This window comes from Streptomyces sp. NPDC094034, from assembly GCF_040303865.1.
Lineage (GTDB): Bacteria > Actinomycetota > Actinomycetes > Streptomycetales > Streptomycetaceae > Streptomyces.
The window spans coordinates 62,457-81,044 of the sequence record NZ_JBEOUD010000020.1; the positions used below are offsets into that span (position 1 = coordinate 62,457).

General features: G+C 71.5%; 19 protein-coding genes. 10 read left to right on the plus strand and 9 right to left on the minus strand.

Features of this window, described 5'->3' with window-relative positions:
- The first annotated feature begins 31 nt into the window (after positions 1-31).
- The 7 genes from ABTZ59_RS19480 to ABTZ59_RS19510 all read left to right on the plus strand — a co-directional run bounded on the left by ABTZ59_RS19480 (position 32) and on the right by ABTZ59_RS19510 (position 7,340).
- Entirely contained in the window at positions 32-1,234 is a 1,203-nt protein-coding gene (locus ABTZ59_RS19480; protein WP_503003152.1) for an ABC transporter ATP-binding protein, read from the plus strand.
- Positions 1,231-2,298 (plus strand): ABC transporter ATP-binding protein, encoded by a 1,068-nt coding sequence (locus ABTZ59_RS19485; protein WP_351403272.1) that lies wholly within the window; start codon positions 1,231-1,233, stop codon positions 2,296-2,298. Before ABTZ59_RS19480 ends, ABTZ59_RS19485 begins: the two co-directional genes overlap by 4 nt.
- A gap of 51 nt (positions 2,299-2,349) precedes the next feature.
- Positions 2,350-3,564 carry an acyl-CoA dehydrogenase family protein gene (locus ABTZ59_RS19490; protein WP_351403278.1) on the plus strand — a complete coding sequence of 405 codons (1,215 nt, stop codon included), beginning with the start codon at positions 2,350-2,352 and terminating at the stop codon, positions 3,562-3,564.
- Between the two features lie 142 nt (positions 3,565-3,706).
- Positions 3,707-4,858 (plus strand): LLM class flavin-dependent oxidoreductase, encoded by a 1,152-nt coding sequence (locus tag ABTZ59_RS19495; protein WP_351403812.1) that lies wholly within the window; start codon positions 3,707-3,709, stop codon positions 4,856-4,858.
- A gap of 101 nt (positions 4,859-4,959) precedes the next feature.
- Entirely contained in the window at positions 4,960-5,460 is a 501-nt protein-coding gene (locus tag ABTZ59_RS19500) for a flavin reductase family protein (RefSeq protein ID WP_351403285.1), read from the plus strand.
- Between the two features lie 192 nt (positions 5,461-5,652).
- A complete protein-coding gene (locus tag ABTZ59_RS19505) occupies positions 5,653-6,399 on the plus strand; it encodes an RNA polymerase sigma factor (RefSeq protein ID WP_503003155.1) in 747 nt (248 codons plus the stop codon).
- Entirely contained in the window at positions 6,399-7,340 is a 942-nt protein-coding gene (locus tag ABTZ59_RS19510; RefSeq protein ID WP_351403290.1) for a CU044_5270 family protein, read from the plus strand. Before ABTZ59_RS19505 ends, ABTZ59_RS19510 begins: the two co-directional genes overlap by 1 nt.
- 67 nt (positions 7,341-7,407) lie before the next feature.
- Here the strand turns inward: ABTZ59_RS19510 and ABTZ59_RS19515 are convergent, their stop codons facing one another.
- Positions 7,408-8,487, minus strand: a complete 1,080-nt coding sequence (locus ABTZ59_RS19515) for an alpha/beta fold hydrolase (RefSeq protein ID WP_351403300.1) — start codon at positions 8,485-8,487, stop codon at positions 7,408-7,410.
- A gap of 291 nt (positions 8,488-8,778) precedes the next feature.
- On the opposite strand from ABTZ59_RS19515, the gene ABTZ59_RS19520 reads away from it, so the two are divergent.
- Together ABTZ59_RS19520 and ABTZ59_RS19525 are read left to right on the plus strand one after the other, a co-directional pair.
- A complete protein-coding gene (locus tag ABTZ59_RS19520) occupies positions 8,779-9,747 on the plus strand; it encodes an SDR family NAD(P)-dependent oxidoreductase (RefSeq protein ID WP_351403307.1) in 969 nt (322 codons plus the stop codon).
- A gap of 122 nt (positions 9,748-9,869) precedes the next feature.
- Positions 9,870-10,700: an aldo/keto reductase gene (locus ABTZ59_RS19525; RefSeq protein ID WP_351403312.1), complete on the plus strand. Its 831-nt coding sequence runs from the start codon at positions 9,870-9,872 to the stop codon at positions 10,698-10,700.
- Between the two features lie 83 nt (positions 10,701-10,783).
- Here the strand turns inward: ABTZ59_RS19525 and hypE are convergent, their stop codons facing one another.
- The 6 genes from hypE to ABTZ59_RS19555 all read right to left on the minus strand — a co-directional run bounded on the left by hypE (position 10,784) and on the right by ABTZ59_RS19555 (position 17,256).
- Complete coding sequence (gene hypE / locus ABTZ59_RS19530) at positions 10,784-11,773, minus strand: hydrogenase expression/formation protein HypE (RefSeq protein WP_351403833.1); 990 nt, start codon at positions 11,771-11,773, stop codon at positions 10,784-10,786.
- Between the two features lie 118 nt (positions 11,774-11,891).
- Positions 11,892-13,034, minus strand: a complete 1,143-nt coding sequence (hypD, locus tag ABTZ59_RS19535; RefSeq protein WP_351403318.1) for a hydrogenase formation protein HypD — start codon at positions 13,032-13,034, stop codon at positions 11,892-11,894.
- A 72-nt stretch (positions 13,035-13,106) separates the two neighbouring features.
- Complete coding sequence (locus tag ABTZ59_RS19540; RefSeq protein ID WP_351403323.1) at positions 13,107-13,466, minus strand: HypC/HybG/HupF family hydrogenase formation chaperone; 360 nt, start codon at positions 13,464-13,466, stop codon at positions 13,107-13,109.
- A gap of 61 nt (positions 13,467-13,527) precedes the next feature.
- The gene (gene hypF / locus ABTZ59_RS19545) at positions 13,528-15,984 is read right to left on the minus strand and encodes a carbamoyltransferase HypF (RefSeq protein ID WP_351403331.1); all 2,457 of its coding nucleotides are present in this window, start codon (positions 15,982-15,984) and stop codon (positions 13,528-13,530) included.
- The gene (hypB, locus tag ABTZ59_RS19550) at positions 15,981-16,850 is read right to left on the minus strand and encodes a hydrogenase nickel incorporation protein HypB (protein ID WP_351403336.1); all 870 of its coding nucleotides are present in this window, start codon (positions 16,848-16,850) and stop codon (positions 15,981-15,983) included. The genes hypF and hypB overlap by 4 nt, the downstream gene beginning before the upstream one ends.
- On the minus strand, positions 16,834-17,256 hold the full coding sequence (locus tag ABTZ59_RS19555; protein ID WP_351403340.1) for a hydrogenase maturation nickel metallochaperone HypA/HybF: 423 nt from the start codon (positions 17,254-17,256) through the stop codon (positions 16,834-16,836). Before ABTZ59_RS19555 ends, hypB begins: the two co-directional genes overlap by 17 nt.
- Positions 17,257-17,405: 149 nt before the next feature.
- Here ABTZ59_RS19555 and ABTZ59_RS19560 point away from each other — a divergent pair, with 149 nt between their 5' ends.
- On the plus strand, positions 17,406-17,804 hold the full coding sequence (locus ABTZ59_RS19560; RefSeq protein WP_351403343.1) for a helix-turn-helix transcriptional regulator: 399 nt from the start codon (positions 17,406-17,408) through the stop codon (positions 17,802-17,804).
- A gap of 52 nt (positions 17,805-17,856) precedes the next feature.
- On the opposite strand, the gene ABTZ59_RS19565 is transcribed toward ABTZ59_RS19560, so the two are convergent.
- Both ABTZ59_RS19565 and ABTZ59_RS19570 read right to left on the minus strand, forming a co-directional pair.
- Positions 17,857-18,015, minus strand: coding sequence for a DUF6893 family small protein (locus ABTZ59_RS19565; protein ID WP_351403347.1), 159 nt, complete (start codon positions 18,013-18,015; stop codon positions 17,857-17,859).
- Between the two features lie 5 nt (positions 18,016-18,020).
- Entirely contained in the window at positions 18,021-18,587 is a 567-nt protein-coding gene (locus ABTZ59_RS19570) for a hydrogenase maturation protease (RefSeq protein WP_351403353.1), read from the minus strand.
- Between the last annotated feature and the right edge of the window lies 1 nt (position 18,588).

Here is an 18,588-nt window from a genome sequence, read left to right on the forward strand (position 1 = left end):
ACCCATGGCCACTCGGAGGAGGTCGAGCAGCGTGTCACCACTGGCTGACCACGACACGCCGCCCGTCGCGGTGTCAGGACCGGTCGACCCCGTACTGACCGTCGACGGGCTCGATGTCACCGTCCCCGGCGGAGCGCACGCCGTCCGGGACGTGTCCTTCACCCTCACGCGTGGCGAAGCCGTCGGGCTCGTGGGGGAGTCCGGCAGCGGGAAGAGCCTGACCTGCCGGTCCGCACTCGGTGTGCTGCCCGCCGGATGCGCGGTGTCGGGCGGCCGTATCACCCTGGGCGCCAACGGCACCGAACCGGCCGCCGATCTCACCGCGTTCACCCGTAAGCAGTGGAACGCGGTGCGCGGCAGCAGGATCGGCGCCGTGTTCCAGGACCCCGCCTCCTATCTCAACCCCTCGCTCACCGTGGGACGCCAGCTCGCCGAGCAACTGCGGGTGGTAGGCGGGCTCTCCCGTACGGACGGGCGCGGCCGAGCCGTCGAGCTGTTCGCCGCCGTCGGACTGCACCGCCCCGAGGAGGTCTTCCACCAGTATCCGCACGAGCTGTCGGGCGGGATGCTCCAGCGCGTGCTGATCGCCGTCGCCGTGTCCTGCGCACCCGAACTCCTCATCGCGGACGAGGCCACCACCGCCCTCGATGTGGTCATCCAGGCGGAGATCCTCGAACTCCTCCAGCGCCTGCGGGCCGAACAGGGCCTCGCCCTGCTCCTCGTCACCCATGACCTGGCCGTGGTCGCCGAGAGCTGCGACCGCGTCCTCGTGATGTACGCGGGCGAGATCGTCGAGGACGGTCCGACCGCCGAGGTGCTCGCCGCGCCCGCGCATCCGTACACCGAGGCGCTGCTGCGGGTCGCGTCGATCGGTGCGTGGGGACGCCGTGAGCTGGACATCATCCCCGGCCGGCCACCGGAGACCGGCGCCGTACTGCCCGGCTGCCGGTTCGCCGACCGCTGCGCCCACGCCGCCGCCCGGTGCACCGAGGGGCCCATCGCCCGCTACGCGCTGGACGACGGACACGGGGCCCGTTGCCTGCGCCCCGCCGGACTGCTGGACGAAGCGCCGCCCACGCGCCCCGGGGGCGACGGATCTCCCGCGGATGCCACAGCATCCGCCACCGCCACCACTGCCGCCACCGCCACCACTGCCGCCACCGCCACCACTGCCGCCACCGCCACCGCTTCCGCCTCCACACCCGAACCCACGTCGGAAGGAGCCTCCGCATGACCACCGTCCTGGGCCGGGACCTCACCACCCGGAAGGCAGAACCGGCCGCGTCACCAGGAGATCGGGCACCGCTGCTGGAAATCAGCACACTGACCGTGTCGTACGGCCGCCGGGCCACTGCGCTGCGGCGCGCCGGCACCACGCGGGTGCTTTCCGGCGTCGATCTCACCGTACGTACGGGCGAGATCCTCGGGATCATCGGCGAGACCGGCTCGGGCAAGACCACCCTGGCCCGTGCCACGGTCGCTCTGGTACGGCCAGAGGCGGGCAGCATTGCCTTCGAGGGCACCGATCTGGCCCGGCTCACCCGTCGTGAGCTGCGGGAGTTTCGGCGTACGGGACGGGTGCAGTTCATGTTCCAGGACCCGCTACGGTCCCAGGACCCGGAGTTGACGGTACGCCGGACAGTGGCTGAGCCACTCGCCGCCGTCGGCGCGCTCACCCGCCGGGAACGGGCCGAGCGTGCCGACGAGGCGCTGGCGCTGGTGGGGCTGGACGCGCAGGCGCTGGGATCGCGTATCCCCGGGCAGCTCTCCGGCGGCCAGCGGCAACGGGTCTCACTCGCCCGCGCCATCGTCACCCGGCCACGCCTGCTGCTCAGCGACGAGCCGGTCAGCGCGCTGGACGCCTCCAACCGCAATCTCGTACTGGGCCTGCTCGACCGACTCCGCCGTGAGCTGGGCCTCGCCGTCGTCGTCATCTCCCACGACCTCAGCTCGCTGGCGGGGATCGCGGACCGGGTCGCCGTCCTCTTTCGCGGACGTCTCGTGGAACAGGGCCCCATCGGTGCGGTACTTGAGCGTCCCCGGCATCCGTACACCGCGCTGCTCACCGCATCCGCGCCGAGCGTACGCGGTGAACACCGGCTGCCGCCCGCCCAGTTGAGGCCCGCGCCGGAGCGCGAGCCATGGCCGGACGACGAGGGCTGTGTCTTCGCGCCACGCTGCCGCTTCGCGGGACCGGAGTGCCGGGACGAGCCGCGTCCCGCCGCCGTCATGGGGGCCGGGCGGTCCCACGCCGTGGCCTGCCACCGCGCCGACGGCTGGCGAGCCCTGCTCGGCTGACCGACGCGGGAGACCCACCCCGCGATGCCTCCCGGAAGGAGAGCCACCCCCGTGGACGCGGAACCACCCCACGACCATCGAGTTCGCGCGCTGCCGCCCCTGGACCTCGGCCGGCTCCCCGCCCTCACCACCTCACTCGCCGCCCGTGCGGCCGAACACGACCGCGACGCCTCCTTCCCGGCCGAGGGGTTCGTTCTCGCCCGGGAGGCCGGGCTGCTCACCGCCACCGTGGCGGTCCGGCACGCCGGACCCGGGGCCGGACTCGCCGACACCGTTCGCATCCTGCGCGCGCTCGGGGCAGGGGACCCGGCCGTCGCGCTGGTCACCGCCATGACGCTGTTCACGCATGCCGCGGAGGCCCGCACCCCGGGCTGGCCGCCCACCGCGTACGCCGCGCTGCTCGACGAGGCGGCGACCGGAGTGGCCCTGGTCAACTCGCTGCGCGTGGAGACGCAGTTGGGCAGCCCGGTACGCGGCGGACTGCCCGCCACCACCGCCCGGCGCGAGTGCGGTGACTGGCTGCTGACCGGACGGAAGATCTACTCGACCGGCGCCGTCGGGCTCAGCCGCATGCTGGTCTTCGCGCGGACGGACGAGGACCCCGTACGTGTCGGTACCTTCATCGTGCGCGCCGGCAGCCCGGGGCTGACCATCGAACCGACCTGGGACCATGTCGGACTGCGCGCCAGCCGAAGCGACGATGTCGTCCTCGACTCCGTACCCGTACCGGTCGACGATGTCATCGCGCTCGACGAACCCGGCGATATCCCGGGCGCCCGGCCCGACGTGGAGACCGGCGCCTGGAACGCACTCGGGCTGACCGCCCTCTATCTGGGCATCGCGGGCGCGGCCAGGGACTGGCTCACCGGCTCTCTGCACGAGCGGGTCCCGACCGCGCTCGGGGCGCCACTGGCCACCCTGCCCAGGTTCCAGAGCGCGGTCGGCGAGATCGAGGCCGCTCTCCTGGGGGCGAACACGCTGGTCGACGCGGTGGCCGGGCGGATCGACGACGGCGACCCGGAGGCCGCGGAGCAGGCCGGCGCCATCAAGGTGCTCGGCACCCGCGCCGCCATCACGGCCGTCGAACAGGCCGTCGCGCTCACCGGCAATCACGGCCTCACCCGCGCCAACCCGCTCCAGCGGCACTACCGCGACGTGCTGTGCGCGCGGGTGCACACACCACAGGACGACTCCGTACTGCTCACCACCGGCCGCGCGGCGCTCGCCCGCGCGCTCGACCGCCGGTCCGCATCGAAAGGCGACTGAACCCATGCCGGATCCGACCGCACCATTCGCCCCCACGGTCCCCGCCACTCCCGAGTCCCCCGCCGCTCCTGTGGCGGCTTCCGCCCCGGTGATCCCCGCCGCCCCCCAGGGCCCGAACCCTCACGGCGTCGAGTTCATCGGCATGATCGGAACCCAGGACGCCTCCGAGGCCAGGCCGCCCAGCGGGCCCGTCATCGACCGTGATTACACGGACCGGTTCGCCCGCGCCCACGAGGACGCCGGCTTCGACCGGATCCTCATCGGCTACAGCTCAAGCAGGCCCGACGGCGCGCAGGTCGCCGCCTATGTCGCCGCCAGGACCGAGCGCCTCGGTCTGCTCGTCGCCCACCGACCCGGCTTCATCGCGCCGACGCTCGCGGCCCGTTCCTTCGCCACGCTCGATCAGTTCAGTGGTGGACGCGTCGCCGTGCACACCATCACCGGCGGCAACGACACCGAGCAGCGCAGGGACGGCGACTACCTGGACAAGGAGGAGCGCTACGACCGCACCGACGAGTATCTGTCCATCCTGCGCCGTGCCTGGTCGTCCGCCGAACCCTTCAGCCACGAGGGGCGTCATTACCGCTTCGAGGGGTATGGGTCCGAGGTCCTGCCCTGCCACCCGTCGGGCATCCCGCTCTACTTCGGTGGCTCCTCCGAGGCCGCCTATCGGGTGGGCGGCAAGCACGCGGACACCTTCGCGCTGTGGGGTGAGCCGCTCGCCGAGACCGCCGAGCAGATCGCGTCCGTGCGCGCGGCGGCCGTCGCCGCCGGGCGCACCGCACCCCCGGGTATCAGCGTGTCCTTCCGCCCGATTCTCGGCGCCACCGAGGACCTGGCCTGGGAGCGGGCGCACCGCATCCTGGCCACCATCAAGTCCGGTGCCGGACGGCCCTTCTTCGACCAGGCGCGCCACCACCAGGGGCAGAGCGGTCCGGCCGACGCCGGCCCCGCCAACGTCGGTTCGCAGCGGCTGCTCGCCGCGGCGGCCAAGGGCGACCTCCATGACCGCGCGCTGTGGACGCCGACAGCCACCGCCACCGGAGCGGGTGGCAACACCACGGCCCTTGTCGGTACCCCGGAGACCGTCGCGCGTGCGCTGCTCGACTATGTCGACATCGGTGCGACCACGCTGCTCATCCGTGGGTACGACCCGCTGGACGACGCGGTCGAGTACGGGCGCGAGCTGATCCCGCTCGTCCGTCAGGAACTCGCCCACCGCGGGACCAACGCGGCGGCCTCGCCGGTCGCGTCGTCCGCCCGGCCCGCTGACGCGCTCGGCAGCCACCGATGACCGAGCTGTTCGACCCGGCCGGCACCGCCCGGTCCGTGGCCGGGCCCGATCCCCACCGTCGAGACGGGCGACCTGTGACCATACGGATGAAGGGAAGCGGCATGACCATGTCCGCGGAACGCGGCGCGGCCACCGACGAGATACTGCGCCGCACGCTGCGGCGGCACGCGGCCGGGGTCACCGTGATCACGGTTCCAGGGCCGGCCGGCTTCACCGCGACCTCGTTCACCTCGGTCTCGCTGGAACCGGCGCTGGTCTCCTTCTGCCTCGGTCTCACGGCCTCCACGCTCGACGCCGTACAGCGCGCCGACCGCTTCGCCGTCCATGTGCTCGGCACCGAGAACACCACGCTCGCCCGGCAGTTCGCGCGCAGCGGCATCGACCGGTTCGCGGGGGTCCCCTGGACGGCGGACCATGACGGACTGCCACTGCTTCAGGGCGTTCCGGCCTGGCTCAGCGCCCGGGTGACACTGCGTCAACGCATCGGTGATCATGTCCTGGTGGTCGGCGAGGTCGAGTCGGGCGGCGGTCATGGCGAGGGGCAGGCGCTGGTGCACCACAACGGCGCGTTCGCCGCGCCGGTGGCGCTTCCACCGAACTGAATCCTGTCCGGCGGCCCATGGGCGTGCTGCCCACGGCCGTGCCGGTTGCCCGGATGTTCTCCGTGGCGGCCGGAGCGCGGAGTTGTGTCCGCCTTCCGGCCCTCACGGGGCGTCACGTTTTTGACGTTCACTGTTCAACTGGCCGACACCCACTCTGCCTGAAAACGTCCGTATGTGCGTATGGCATGAATCATGGCAACGCAGGACCGGAATCGGACAGAGACAGATGTGAACCATTCGCCCCGCGCCCGCATACGCGCCGGCGACCCGGCCGAATTCGGGCGGCTATTCGAAGATTACGCCGGAATCGTCTATCGCTATGCCATGCGCGTAACCGGTGACTGGGCCACCGCCGAGGATGTCGTGTCGCTGACCTTTCTGGAGGCGTGGAGGCTGCGCGAAAGGGTGCACCCCGAGGGGGAGAGCCTGCGTCCCTGGCTGCTCGGAATCGCCACCAATGTCCTGCGCAACAGCGCCCGCACAGCCAGACGCCATGACCTCGCGCTCGCCCGGCTCCCGGAACCGGAAGCCGTACCGGACTTCGCGGAAGGTCTGGCCGCCCGGCTGGCCGACAGCGAGGAACTGGCCGCCGCGCAGGTGGCGTTGGGCGGGCTCCGGCGTGCGGAGCGGGAGGTTTTCGCCCTGTGTGTCTGGGAAGGGCTCGACCACGCGGCCGTCGCCAAGGCACTTGGGGTGGCCGTCGGCACCGTACGCTCCCGGCTCTCCCGCGCCCGCGGGCGGCTCCGGCAACTCACCGAAGCGGAACTGCGCCGCAGCAGAGCCCAGCACCTTGGAGCCAAGGACAGCAGAGCCCACAGCGGCAGAGGCGAAAGCGGCAGACGCGACAGCGGCAGAAAGGATACGCAACGCTCCTCCTCCCGCGGACAGTTCATAGAGAGCCGCACTTCGGCGGTCGCGTCGGCACAGGAAGGAAATTGATGAGTTCCTTCTCGCGATGGCGGTCCCACGCCGGGCATGAGGAATCCTTTCCGCTCCCCCCGGCGCCACAATGCGAGGAACTCTCCGCCGAGCGGCGGAATCTCCTCAAGCAGCGTTTCTTGCGACAAATCACCCGGGAATCCGCGCCCGAGCCCTCACCCGTACGACCGGACCGTTCTGCCCGGCATCGGCCGGCCGGCCTCGTGGCCGCCCCCGCTCTGCTCGTCGCCGCCCTGGCCACGGTGACCACCCTCACGGGCGTGTTCCGCGGCTCCGCGGCCGACCACCACGAAGCGGTGCGGCTGCTGGACCGTATCGCCCTGGTGGCCGCCGAGCGCCCGGCCAGGACGGTGCGCGACGAGCAGTACGTGTACACGAGGATCAAGGGCTCGTGGCCGGTGTCGGACGAGGGCACGGACGTCTTCATCCGTGAGGACTGGATCGCGGTGGACGGCGAGCGGAACGGCCTCGCCCGGCAGGTGTTCGAACCGGGAAGCCCTTCGCTGGACTCCCGTCGCCCTGACGGGAGGATGGTGCTCGGCAAGGACCCCGAAAAGACCACTTACCGTGAGCTGGAGGCCCTTCCCACCGACCCGGACGCCCTGCTGGAGAAGATCGAGAAGGACACCGAGGGGCAGGGCCCGACCCCCGGCCAGGCGGTCTTCGAGGCCATCGCCGAGATGCTCCCGCAGTCGACCCTCCGGCCCGAGCTGAACGCGGCGCTGTACCGGGCGACCGCCAAGATCCCCGGGGTTGTCGTCAGACAGGGCGCCATCGACGCCGCGGGACGGTATGGAATCGGCCTCGCCTTCCACACGGACGGCGACGACGTCGTCTGGGTCTTCGACAAGGACCGGCTGACCTATCTCGGTACGAACAAGGTCGCGCTCCTCGACGTGGGCATCGCCGACGCGACCGACCAGCGGCCCCTCTCCCGCTGAGGGGCGGATCCACCCGCGCCTCCGCACCCCGATCTCGGTCCCTCCCCAACGGCCGGGGGTATCGGGCTCAGGACGTGGCGCTCGCACGGCGACCGGCGGCTCCAGTGGCTCCGGCTCCGCCGACCCCTCCGGCCCCGCCGACCCCTCCGGCCCCTCCCGCGGCTCCAGTTGCTCCGACGGCCGTGCCCAGCGTCTCCGGCCTGCTGGCGTACGGCAGTTCGTCGAGCGGCAGGTCGGTGCAGAACCGCGCCATGAGGTCGGCGAAGTCCGCGATCCGCTCCACCGGAGCCAGATGGTCGGTCTCGTCGATGGTCAGGAATCGCGCCTCGGGAAGCTGCGCGGCCACCTCACGTCCCATGGCGGGCGTGCACAGCGTGTCGTGTTCACCGGTCACCACCAGGCTCGGCACGGCGGGTACCGGCTCCGGCCGGTACCACTCGTGCCGCATCAGCCGGGTGTTGTGCTCCGCGGACTTCTTGAGCTGTTCGGGGTCCTGCCCGGCGATCTGCTGGTACACCAGCCGGGACACGGCGGCGTGCTTGCGTACCCGGCCCGTGCCGGGCGGCGACATGAAACGGTCGGCCAGCTCACGGGCGATGGTCTCCGTCTCACCACGGTCGATCATGACGGACCAGCGCTCCATCGCCGCCGCGTAGTCCGCCGGGATCCGGGTGGTCATCCCGACCAGCAGCAGCCGGGCGAGCATCCCCGGATAGTGCTGGGCGAAGCGCAGACCGACCGCGCCGCCGTAGCAGGCCGCGACCAGATTGACGCGCGGTACGTCGAGCGCGGTGAGCAGATGGCGGACGGTCGCGGCGAGGAAGTCGACGCCGTAGTGCGCGGGCAGGAAGTCGGCCGTTCCGTACCCCGGCAGATCCACGGTGATCACCTGGCCCAGCGGAGCGAGCCACTTCTCGTGCCGTACCCAGGAGTGGCGGTCCTGGGACGAGCCGCCCAGCACGAGAAGGGGCTCGGTGAGCGCGGTGCCGTGATCGACGATGCGGCAGGTGTAGCGGAAGCCGTCGAACGTCAGATCGCGCTCGTCGACCGGGCCGTCGGGACCGCCTTCCTCGGCCGGCTGCTCCGGGATCAGCTGAGGGACCAGGGGCGAGTCCTGCTCCTGGGCGAGAACGGCATCGATGGGCATGGATCACTCCAGAGCTACGGAACGGACAAGAACGTCCCTGCCTAGCAGTTGACCCGGCCCGTTCACGTATCGCTGACCCGATCGTGGGCGGTTCGCGCCCCACTGCCCGCTGGTGGATTCGACAGTCGCTCAGCAGCACGGCGAATCGGCGCCCCGGCGGGTGCGCCCACGGCCCGTGGGGGCATCCCGGCATCGCCGACTTCCCGGACAAACCCGTCGCCGGGGTGAACCTTACGAGGTCCGGCCGGTGCTCTTGACTTCGAGTGCGCTCCAATTCGTAGCCTTTCGGTCATGACAACCCCACAGCACACGATCGGATCCGGTTTCGGAGCCCGCAGCACCACCCAGGACGTGCTGCGCGGCATCGACCTCAGCGGCGACCTCGCCGTCGTCACCGGCGGATACTCGGGCCTCGGCCTGGAGACCACCCGCGCCCTCACCGGCGCCGGGGCCCATGTCGTGGTGCCCGCCCGGCGACGCGAGATCGCCGAGAAGGCGCTCGACGGCATCGACGGCGTCGAGGTCGACGAACTCGACCTCGCCGATCTCGACAGCGTCCGCCGGTTCGCCGAGCGCTTCCTCGCCTCGGACCGCTCCATCGACATCGTCATCAACAACGCGGCGGTCATGGCCTGCCCCGAGACCCGGATCGGCCCCGGCTGGGAGGCGCAGTTCGCGACCAACCACCTCGGTCACTTCGCGCTGGTGAACAGGCTCTGGCCGGCGATCGTCCCGGGCGGCGCCCGGGTCATCTCCCTCTCCTCGTCCGCCCACCGCAATTCACCCATCCGGTGGGACGACATGTGGTTCGCGCACGACTACGACAAGTGGCAGGCCTACGGCCAGGCGAAGACCGCCAACGCGCTGTTCGCCCTGGAACTGGACGCGCTCGGCCGGGACTCCGGCGTACGGGCGTTCTCGGTGCACCCCGGCGGCATCCTCACCCCGTTGCAGCGCCATCTCCCCAAGGCGGAAATGGTCGCCGCCGGCTGGATCGACGAGGCGGGAAACGCGGTGAACCCCGTGTTCAAGACCGTGGAGCAGGGCGCCGCCACCCAGGTGTGGGCGGCGACCTCCCCCCAGCTGGCGGGCGCGGGCGGCGTGTACTGCGAGGACTGCGACATCGCCGAGCCCGCCTCCGAGGACGTCTCGGTGCCCGGTGGCGTACGCGCCTACGCGACCGACCCCGACCAGGCGAAGCGCCTGTGGCGGCTCTCGGCCGAGCTGACCGGAGTCAACGCGTTCGCGGCGACCGCGTGAGCGGACTCCTCCGCCGCAGGGACCCGCTCCGTCTCACCGGCCGACCCCGGCCCGTCGCGCCCGGCGTCCCGCCCCGTGCCAGGCCGGGCGGACCGGGACCCGCGAGTGAAAGCGAGAGATCTGTGATCAGGACCCCGGTGCACACGCTCAATGACGGCACCGCTCTGCCGGCTGTCGGCCTCGGCACCTATCCGCTCGACGACGAAGCGAGCGAGAAGGCCGTCGTCGGCGCGCTGGCGCTCGGTTACCGGCTGATCGACACCGCGCTGAACTACTGCAACGAGACCGGCACTGGACGGGGTGTCGCGCGCGCCGGGGTGCCCCGCGAGGACATCGTCGTCACCACCAAGCTGCCGGGTCGGCACCACGGTTACGAGGAGACCCTCGCGTCCTTCGAGGAGTCCCGCGCCGAGCTGGGCCTCGACTACGTGGATCTCTATCTCATCCACTGGCCGCTGCCGCGCGTGGACAAGTACGTCGATTCCTGGAAGGCGATGATCAAGCTCCGGGAGGACGGGCTCGTCCGGTCCATCGGGGTCTCCAACTTCACCGCCGCGCACATCGAGCGCCTGGAGGCGGAGACCGGTGTCCTGCCCTCCGTCAACCAGATCGAGATGCATCCCGCCCTTCCCCAGGAGGAACTGCGCGCCTGGCACACCGCCAAGGGGATCCGTACCGAGAGCTGGAGTCCGCTCGGGCAAGGCAGCCGGCTGCTGAAGGACCGGGAGACCGCGGCGATCGCCGAAGAGCACGGCGTCACCCCGGCGCAAGTGGTGCTGCGCTGGCACACCCAGCTCGGCGCCGTACCCATCCCGAAGTCCGCGGACCCCGGCCGTCAGCGGGAGAATCTGGACATCTTCGGGTTCGAGCTGACGGCCGGTGAACTGGCCAGGATCTCGGCCGGTCCGCATCGCAGGCTCGGTGGCGATCCGGAGCACCACGAGGAGTTCTGACGGTCGGCGCGCGCCGCGACACGTTCTGCCGGTCGGCGCACGCGCCGCTGCCCGGTCCCGCCGTGTGCGGGCAGCGGCGCGCGTCAGCAGATACGGGGGAGTTGCTCGCCCAGCGGCGTGTCCACCACCCGGGTGCCGCCCAGACCCGTGCTCGCCACGACCATGCCGGGGTGGTCCGTCGTGCACGTGCCGATCGCCACCGCCCCACGGCCCCGTGGATGTGCTCGCATCGCCGCCAGCACCTCGTCGGCGTGGGCCGGCGGTACGAACGCCACGAGTTTGCCCTCGTTGGCGACATACAGAGGATCGAGGCCCAGGAAGGCACACGCGTTGGCGACGGAGTCCGGCACCGGAAGGGCCCGTTCCCGCAGGGTGATGCCCACCCCCGCCGCCGACGCGATCTCGTTGAGCGAGGTCGCGAGCCCGCCGCGGGTCGGATCCCGCAGTACGTGCAGATCGCGGCAGACGTTCAGCATGGCCTGGACGAGCGAGGCGAGCGGCGCCGTGTCGCTCACGATCTCCACCCCGAACTCCAGACCCTCCCGGACGCTCATGATCGCCACGCCGTGCTCACCGATCGGACCGCTGACGATGATCACATCACCGGGCGCGGCACGCCGTGGACGGATGTCGATCCCGTCGGGGATCAGCCCGATGCCCGCCGTGTTGATGAAGATGCCGTCGCCGTGTCCCGCGTCCACGACCTTGGTGTCGCCCGTGGCGATGACCACCCCCGCGGCCCTGGCGGCGGCTCCGAGCGCCTCGGCCACCCGGCCGACCGTGGCGAGTTCGACCCCCTCCTCCAGAATGAACCCGCAGGACAGATAGGCGGGCACGGCGCCCATCATGGCCAGGTCGTTGACCGTCCCGTTGACCGCGAGATCGCCGATGCCGCCGCCGGGAAAGAACAGCGGACGCACGACATACGAGTCGGTGGAGAAGGCGAGACGCGCTCCGCCGAGGCTGACGGTCGCGGCATCGCCCAGCTCCGCGAGGACATCGCCGCCGAACGCCGGCGCGAAGAGATGCTCGACGAGTTCGGCCGAGAGCTGTCCGCCTCCACCGTGCCCCATGACGACCTTCGCGTGGTCACGGAGCGGGGCGGGACAGGTCCACCCGGAGAAGTCGGCGGGGGCGGGCGGCGCTTCGGGCAGGACGGTGTCCGCCTCGCTCAGCCGGAGCCCGGTCGTCTCAGCCAAGGGAAGTCACCTCTTCGCGCGTACCGGCGGTGCCCGCCGCGTCCGGTGTCGCCAGCCTGCGGTACAGGAAGTACGCGGCGCAGGCGCCCTCGCTCGACACCATCGTCGCGCCGAGCGGATTGCGCGGGGTGCAGGTCGTGCCGAACGCCTCGCACTCATGCGGTTTGATCAGCCCCTGAAGCACCTCACCACTGCGGCACTCGGTGGATTCCTCGGTATGCATCCCCGTCACCGAGAAGCGGTGCTCCGCGTCGTACTGCCGGTACGCGGGGGACAGCCGCCAGCCGCTGGCCGGGATCATCCCGATACCGCGCCAGGCCCGGTCGGTGACCTCGAAGACATCGGCCAGCATGGCACGCGCGGCCGGACTGCCCTCCGCCTGGACCGCGCGTGGGTAGGCGTTCTCGACGGTGTGCTCGCCGGCCTCCAGCTGGCGTACGGCGCGCCGGATGCCCTCCAGGATGTCCAGCGGCTCGAAGCCGGTCACCACGATGGGGACGCGGTGCCGCTCGGCGAGCTCGGGGTACTCACCGAGCCCCATCACCGTGCAGACGTGACCGGCGGCGAGAAACGCCTGCACCCGGCAGTCGGGCGAGTTCATGATGGCGTCGATCGCCGGGGGCACCCGGACGTGCGAGACCAGCAGGCTGAAGTTCGCGACGCCGAGCTTCCTGGCCTGGTAGACCGTCATGGCGTTGGGCGGGGCCGTGGTCTCGAACCCGATCCCGAAGAAGACCACCTGACGGTCCGGATTCCGCTGGGCGATCCTGAGCGCGTCGAGCGGGGAGTACACGACCCGTACGTCCCCGCCCTCGCTCTTGACCTTGAACAGATCGCGGCCACTGCCGGGCACCCGCAGCATGTCGCCGAACGAACAGAAGATCACATCGGGCCGGGAGGCGATCTCCAGCGCCTTGTCGATGGTGTCCAGGGGGGTCACACAGACCGGGCAGCCGGGGCCGTGGATGAGTTCGATGCCCTCGGGGAGCAACTGGTCGATGCCATGGCGGATGATCGAGTGGGTCTGGCCGCCGCAGACCTCCATCAGCGCCCAGGGGCGGGTGGCGGTGGCATGGATGTCGTCGAAGAGGCGCCGGGCCAGTTCGGGATCGCTGAATTCGTCAAGATACTTCATCTCATGGTCTCTTCCGTCAGGGCTCAGGGCTCAGGGCTCAGGAATGGGGGTTCAGCACGTGGCACTCGGCGTTCAGGGCCGCGGACCGAGGGGATCGGGGACCGCGGAGCCGGCCCCCGGTGACCCGGGGGACGGTGGAGCCCCGGCGGGACGCTCGGCCCCCGCCTCCCGCGCGGCCCGTCCCCACGCATCGCCGAACTCCTCCTCCAGAACGCCCAGATTCTCGAAGAGCCGCAGCGTCCGCCGCGCTGATTCCTCGTCGAGCCGCTGGAGCGCGAAGCCGACATGGACGATCGCGTAGTCACCGACCTTCATCTCCGGCACATACTCCAGACAGACATCCTTGATGACGCCGCCGAAGTCGACCTGGGCCATCCGGGTTCCTTCGCGCTCCTCGATCTCCAGCACTCTGCCGGGCACGGCAAGGCACATCGCTCCTCCTTCACGTCAAGCGGTGGTCAACGGGCCATCGGCCCAAAACCCGGCCGATGGCTCAGTTCGTCGTCCGGGCGGCGATCATCAACTGGCCGAGCGCCAGCCCGCCGTCGTTCGGTGGCACCGTGCGGTGCCGCAGTACGGTGAATCCGTCGCGCTCAAGACGCTGCGCACAGCCGCTGGTCAGCAGGGCGTTGCAGAACACCCCGCCGGTCAGCGCGACGGTGGTCAGGCCGGTACGCTCACGGGCCGCCCGGCACACCTCGTGCGCCAGCGATACCACCGCGCCATGGAACCGGGCGGCCACCGTGCTCGCGTCCGCGCCCGCCCGCAGGTCCTCGACTGCGGCGGCCAGTACCGGCGCGGGGTCGGCAGGCAGCGGCGCGTCCCCGGACCTCGCAGCGGCGGGCAGAGCGAACCGGTAGCCGGAGGACCGTATGTCCCCGGCCGCCGTCAGCGCCGCGTGCTCCAGCTCCATGGCCGCCTGGGCCTCGTACTCCACGCGGTGGCACACCCCGGCGAGCGACGCGACGGCGTCGAACAACCGCCCCATGCTGGAGGTGGGTACGCAGCTGATCCCCCGGTCGAGCTGACGCTCCAGCAGCCGCCGTTCGGCGGGCGGGCACGCGGCGACACACGGCAGCTCCTCGGACCACGGCAGACCCGCCGCCCGCAAATGGGAGAGCGCCATGCGGTACGGGTTGCGTACGGCCGCGTCGCCGCCGGGCAGCGGCACATACGCCAGATGCGCGAACCGCCGGAAGCCGTCGTAGTCCGCGATCAGCACCTCGCCGCCCCACACGGCGCCGTCGTCGCCGTAACCGGTGCCGTCGAAGGCGACACCGATCACCGGCGTCGAGCCGTCCAGACCGTGTTCGGCCATCGTGGACGCCACATGCGCGTGATGGTGCTGGACGCGGCGCACCGGGCGGCCCTCCGCGCGGCGCTCCGCCCACTGGCCGGAGCGGTAGCCGGGGTGCCTGTCCGCCACGAGTACCCGAGGGGTGACCGACGCCAGCTCCGAGAGCTGGTCCACCGCGCTCTCGAAGGCGGTCAGCGTCGCCAGGTCGTCCATGTCGCCGACATGGGCCGACAGCCACGCGTACCGGCCCTCCGCGACACAGAAGGTGTTCTTCAGGTCCCCGCCGACCGCGAGTGCCGGTTCCACCGGGACGGGCAGGGTGACCGGAAGCGGCGCGTAGCCGCGGGAGCGCCGTACGGGAAGCTCCTGGCGCGCGCAGATCCGGACCACGGAGTCGTCGCACGGCACCCGCACCGGCCGGTCGTGCGTCAGCCAGGCGTCCGCGAGGCCGTCCAGCCGGATCAGCGCCTCCTCGTCATCGGTGACGATGGGTTCGCCGGAGCGGTTGCCGCTGGTCATCACGAGCACCGGCGGGCCCGCCGGATCGCCGGGCAGACCCAGCAGCAGATGGTGCACGGGCGTGTAGGGCAACAGCACCCCGAGGTCGGGACTGCCGGGCGCGACACCGTCCGTGACGAGTGACCAGGACCGTGACCCGGTTCGGGCCGTGCCGTGCGACCCGGGCCCCGAGCTGTCACGGCGCCGCAGCAGGACGACGGGCCGGCGCCTGCCCAGCAGCAGATCGCGCTCCAGCGGGCTCGTGAAGACGAGACGATCCACCGTCTCCAGCGAGCCGGCCATCACCGCGAACGGCTTCGCGCCACGGTTCTTGCGGGTGCGCAGCGTCTGTACGGCGGAGGGATCGGAGGCGTCGCAGGCGAGGTGATAGCCGCCGAGCCCCTTCACCGCCACGATCGCTCCCGCCGCCAGGAGCCGGCGCGCCCCGGCCAGCGCGTCCTCACCGGTCGGTGGCGTGCCGGTGGATCCCCGGGTGATCAGGGTGAGCCGGGGACCGCACGAATGGCAGGCGACCGGCTGGGCGTGAAAGCGCCGGTCGGCGGGGTCCGCGTATTCGCGCGCGCAGTCGGCGCAGAGCGGGAACGCGGCCATGGTGGTCTGCGCCCGGTCGTAGGGGAGCCCGGTCACCATGGTGAACCGGGGGCCGCAGTGGGTGCAGCTGATGAACGGATGGCGGTAGCGGCGGTCGCCCGGGTCCACCAGTTCGGACAGACAGTCGTCACAGGTCGCGATGTCGGGGGAGACGAGGGTACGGCCGCCGCCGCCCGCCGAGGGACGGATGGCGAACCCGCTGCCCCCCGCCGTCGGTACGGTACGGAGCTGGACGGATTCGACGAGGGCCAGCGGGGGAGCGTCGCTGGCGAGCCGCTGACAGAACGCCGTGACATCGGGGCCCGCCCCCTCCACCTCCGTCTCCACACCGTCCGCGTTGTTCGTGACCCAGCCCGTCAGGCCCAGTTCACTGGCGAGCGCGTATACGAACGGCCGGAAGCCGACGCCCTGGACGACACCGCGTACGACGACACGGCGGCGTTCGAGGGGAGCGACGGGGGTGTCGGTGCCGATACCCGCGTCGGTGTCGGCACCCGCGTCGGTGTCGGCACCCGCGTCGGTGTCGGTGACGGGTCGGCTCATGGCGTGTCTGCCGCTCCGGCGACCGGGAGGGAGGCCGCGGCGGGGTGTTCATGGGAAGGCCGGCCCCCGTGCGCGGCCTCGTGTCCGCGTCCGTCCCCGTCGTGCACGTGCCCGTTCTCGTGCTCGTTGTGCGTATGGCCGTCCTCGTCGCCGTGATGGTGGTGCAGATATCGTTCGTGCTGGTGCGCGAGTACGGGCCGGTGTACGGGAGCCCCGTCGGCGACCCGGAGGATGAGGGCCAGCAGTTCGTCCACCCCCGCGCCGGTACGCGCCGAGGTCTCCAGCACCGGCACGCCGGGGTTCACCTGCCGCACATTGCGGTGGAACGTCGCCGCGTCGAACTCGACCGCCTCGGCGATATCCGTCTTGGTGATGACCACGAGATGGGCCAGGCCGAACGCCGTCGGGTACTTGAGCGGCTTGTCCTCGCCCTCGGTGACGGAGCCCAGTACGATCCGCAGGCTCTCCCCGAGGTCGTAGGAGGCGGGACAGACCAGGTTGCCGACGTTCTCCACGAAGAGCACCCGGGTGTCCCGCGGCAGCCAGCCGTCCAGACGTTCCCGGAGCATCCCGGCCTCCAGATGGCACAGTCCGTCCGTGAGCACCTGCTTGACCGGCGCCCCGGCGCGGGCGAGCCGCCGCGCGTCGTTCTCGGTGGCCAGATCGGCGGTCACCGCGGCGACGGCGACGCCCCGGGCGACGGCACGGGCGAGCAGCAGCTCCAACAGCGCCGTCTTGCCGCTGCCCGGACTGGACAGCATATTCACCTCCGCCGTTCCACGGGCGGCGAGATGCTCACGCAACTCCGCGGCGCCGGCATCGTTCTTGGCCAGCACGGCTTGGCGCAGATCAACCACTCGGCACATGGGTTGCCTCCTCGGGCGTATCCCGATCGTCACCGCTGACCGCGCTCGGCGCATCCGAGGGATCAGTGAGGACGACCTCGGCGATCTCCAGCTCCCGTCCCGACAGCAGTTCGCCGAGCGGGCGCGCGCACTCGGCGCACCACAGCATCGGCGGCATGCCGGTGTCACTCTCCCGGCCGCAGCCTCCACAACGAGCGCGGCCCGGGACGGTCTCCATCTCCAGCCGGGCCCCGGCGAGTACGGTCCCCTCGCTCGCCAGCCCGAAGGAGAACCGGAGCGCCTCCGGCACCACACCGGCCAGCTCGCCGATCCTCAGCCGCAGCGAGGTGACGTGACCGCCGCCGTTGGTACGGACGGCCTCCTCCACCTGGGCGACCACGGCGGTGGCGATGGACAGTTCATGCACGGCTCTCACCTCGTCAAGGAGTCCCGTCCGGCCCGGCGGGGCCCCGGTCGCGCCGCCGGCGACGGCTGGCCCGGTCGGACCGGGCTGGTTAGCGTGGGAAGGGGCCACTCACCGCACCGTCGCACGGCCACCCGCAGGAGATCGCCGCCATGACGACGCACGACACCGAACGCCGGGCTCTGATGACCCCCGTCATCCTGCTGCTGCTGTCCGAACGGCCCGGACACGGATACGAACTGACCCAGCGGCTCGGCGCGTTCGGCTGGGCCGAGGCCGAATCCGCGCATGTGTACCGGCTGCTGCGCGGCATGGAGAGATGCGGCCAGATCTCCTCCCAATGGCGGGCGTCGGCCTCCGGGCCGGCCCGCCGCGAGTACGAGATCACCGCGGCCGGGTCGATGAGTCTGGCGCTGTGGTTCGTCCGGTTGGGGGAACTGCACAGCTCGCTCCATCTGTTCCTGGAGCGCTACATCCAGCTGAACGGCCCGGATCTCGCCGGGAGCGACGTCGGAGCACGGCCGCTGTCCGGGCACCCGCCCGCTCACTGACCCGCCCGCTCACTGACCCGCCCACTCACTGACCCGCCCGCCGGCCGGTTCGTCACATGCGCCGCATGCGCAGATAGCGGCGCAGGTCGGGCACGGATTTCGCCGTCTCGTACGCCACTGCGGCCATGACCACCCCGGTGCAGACCCACAACCAGGTCAGGTCGGCGTCCTTGGTGTGGTCCATCCCCTTCATCGGACGCGTCGAGTGCATGGAACTCATCTCCTTCGGTGTGCCGTGCTGGGGACCGCGCCCGGCGGGCGCCGTACGAGGTCGAGTACGAGGTCCGCCGCCGGTCCGACGGCGGCGGCCACCGGCTCGCTCAGCCCGATGCCCTCCTCGGCCGAGAGCGGCTGGCAGCCGACCACCTGCACATGCTCGGGGAGGGTGCCGCCCGCCCCGGCGTGCAGATCCCTGACCAGCCTGAGCACCGCCGCCGGGTCCATCCCGTGCCCGTCCAGTCGGGCGGGCGGTGCCCCTTCCGGTGCGGTGTCCGCCGGGTCCACCTCGATCACATAGACCGTTCCCGGGGGAGCGCCGCGGTCGACGGTGTCGACCAGGACGAGTCTGCGGTAGCCGTCCAGCAGCCGGTAGGCCAGATGGACCCCCCGGATGCCCGCGTCCATGAGATCGACGCCGGGCGGCAGCGGCCGGCCGGTCAGCCTGCGGACGGCCTCGACGCCGAACCCGTCGTCGCCGAGGAAGACATTGCCGATGCCCGCGATCAGGGTCCTGCCCTGCGAACTGTCCGGCAGCGGTACGGAGACGGAGTCCGTGGTGGCCATG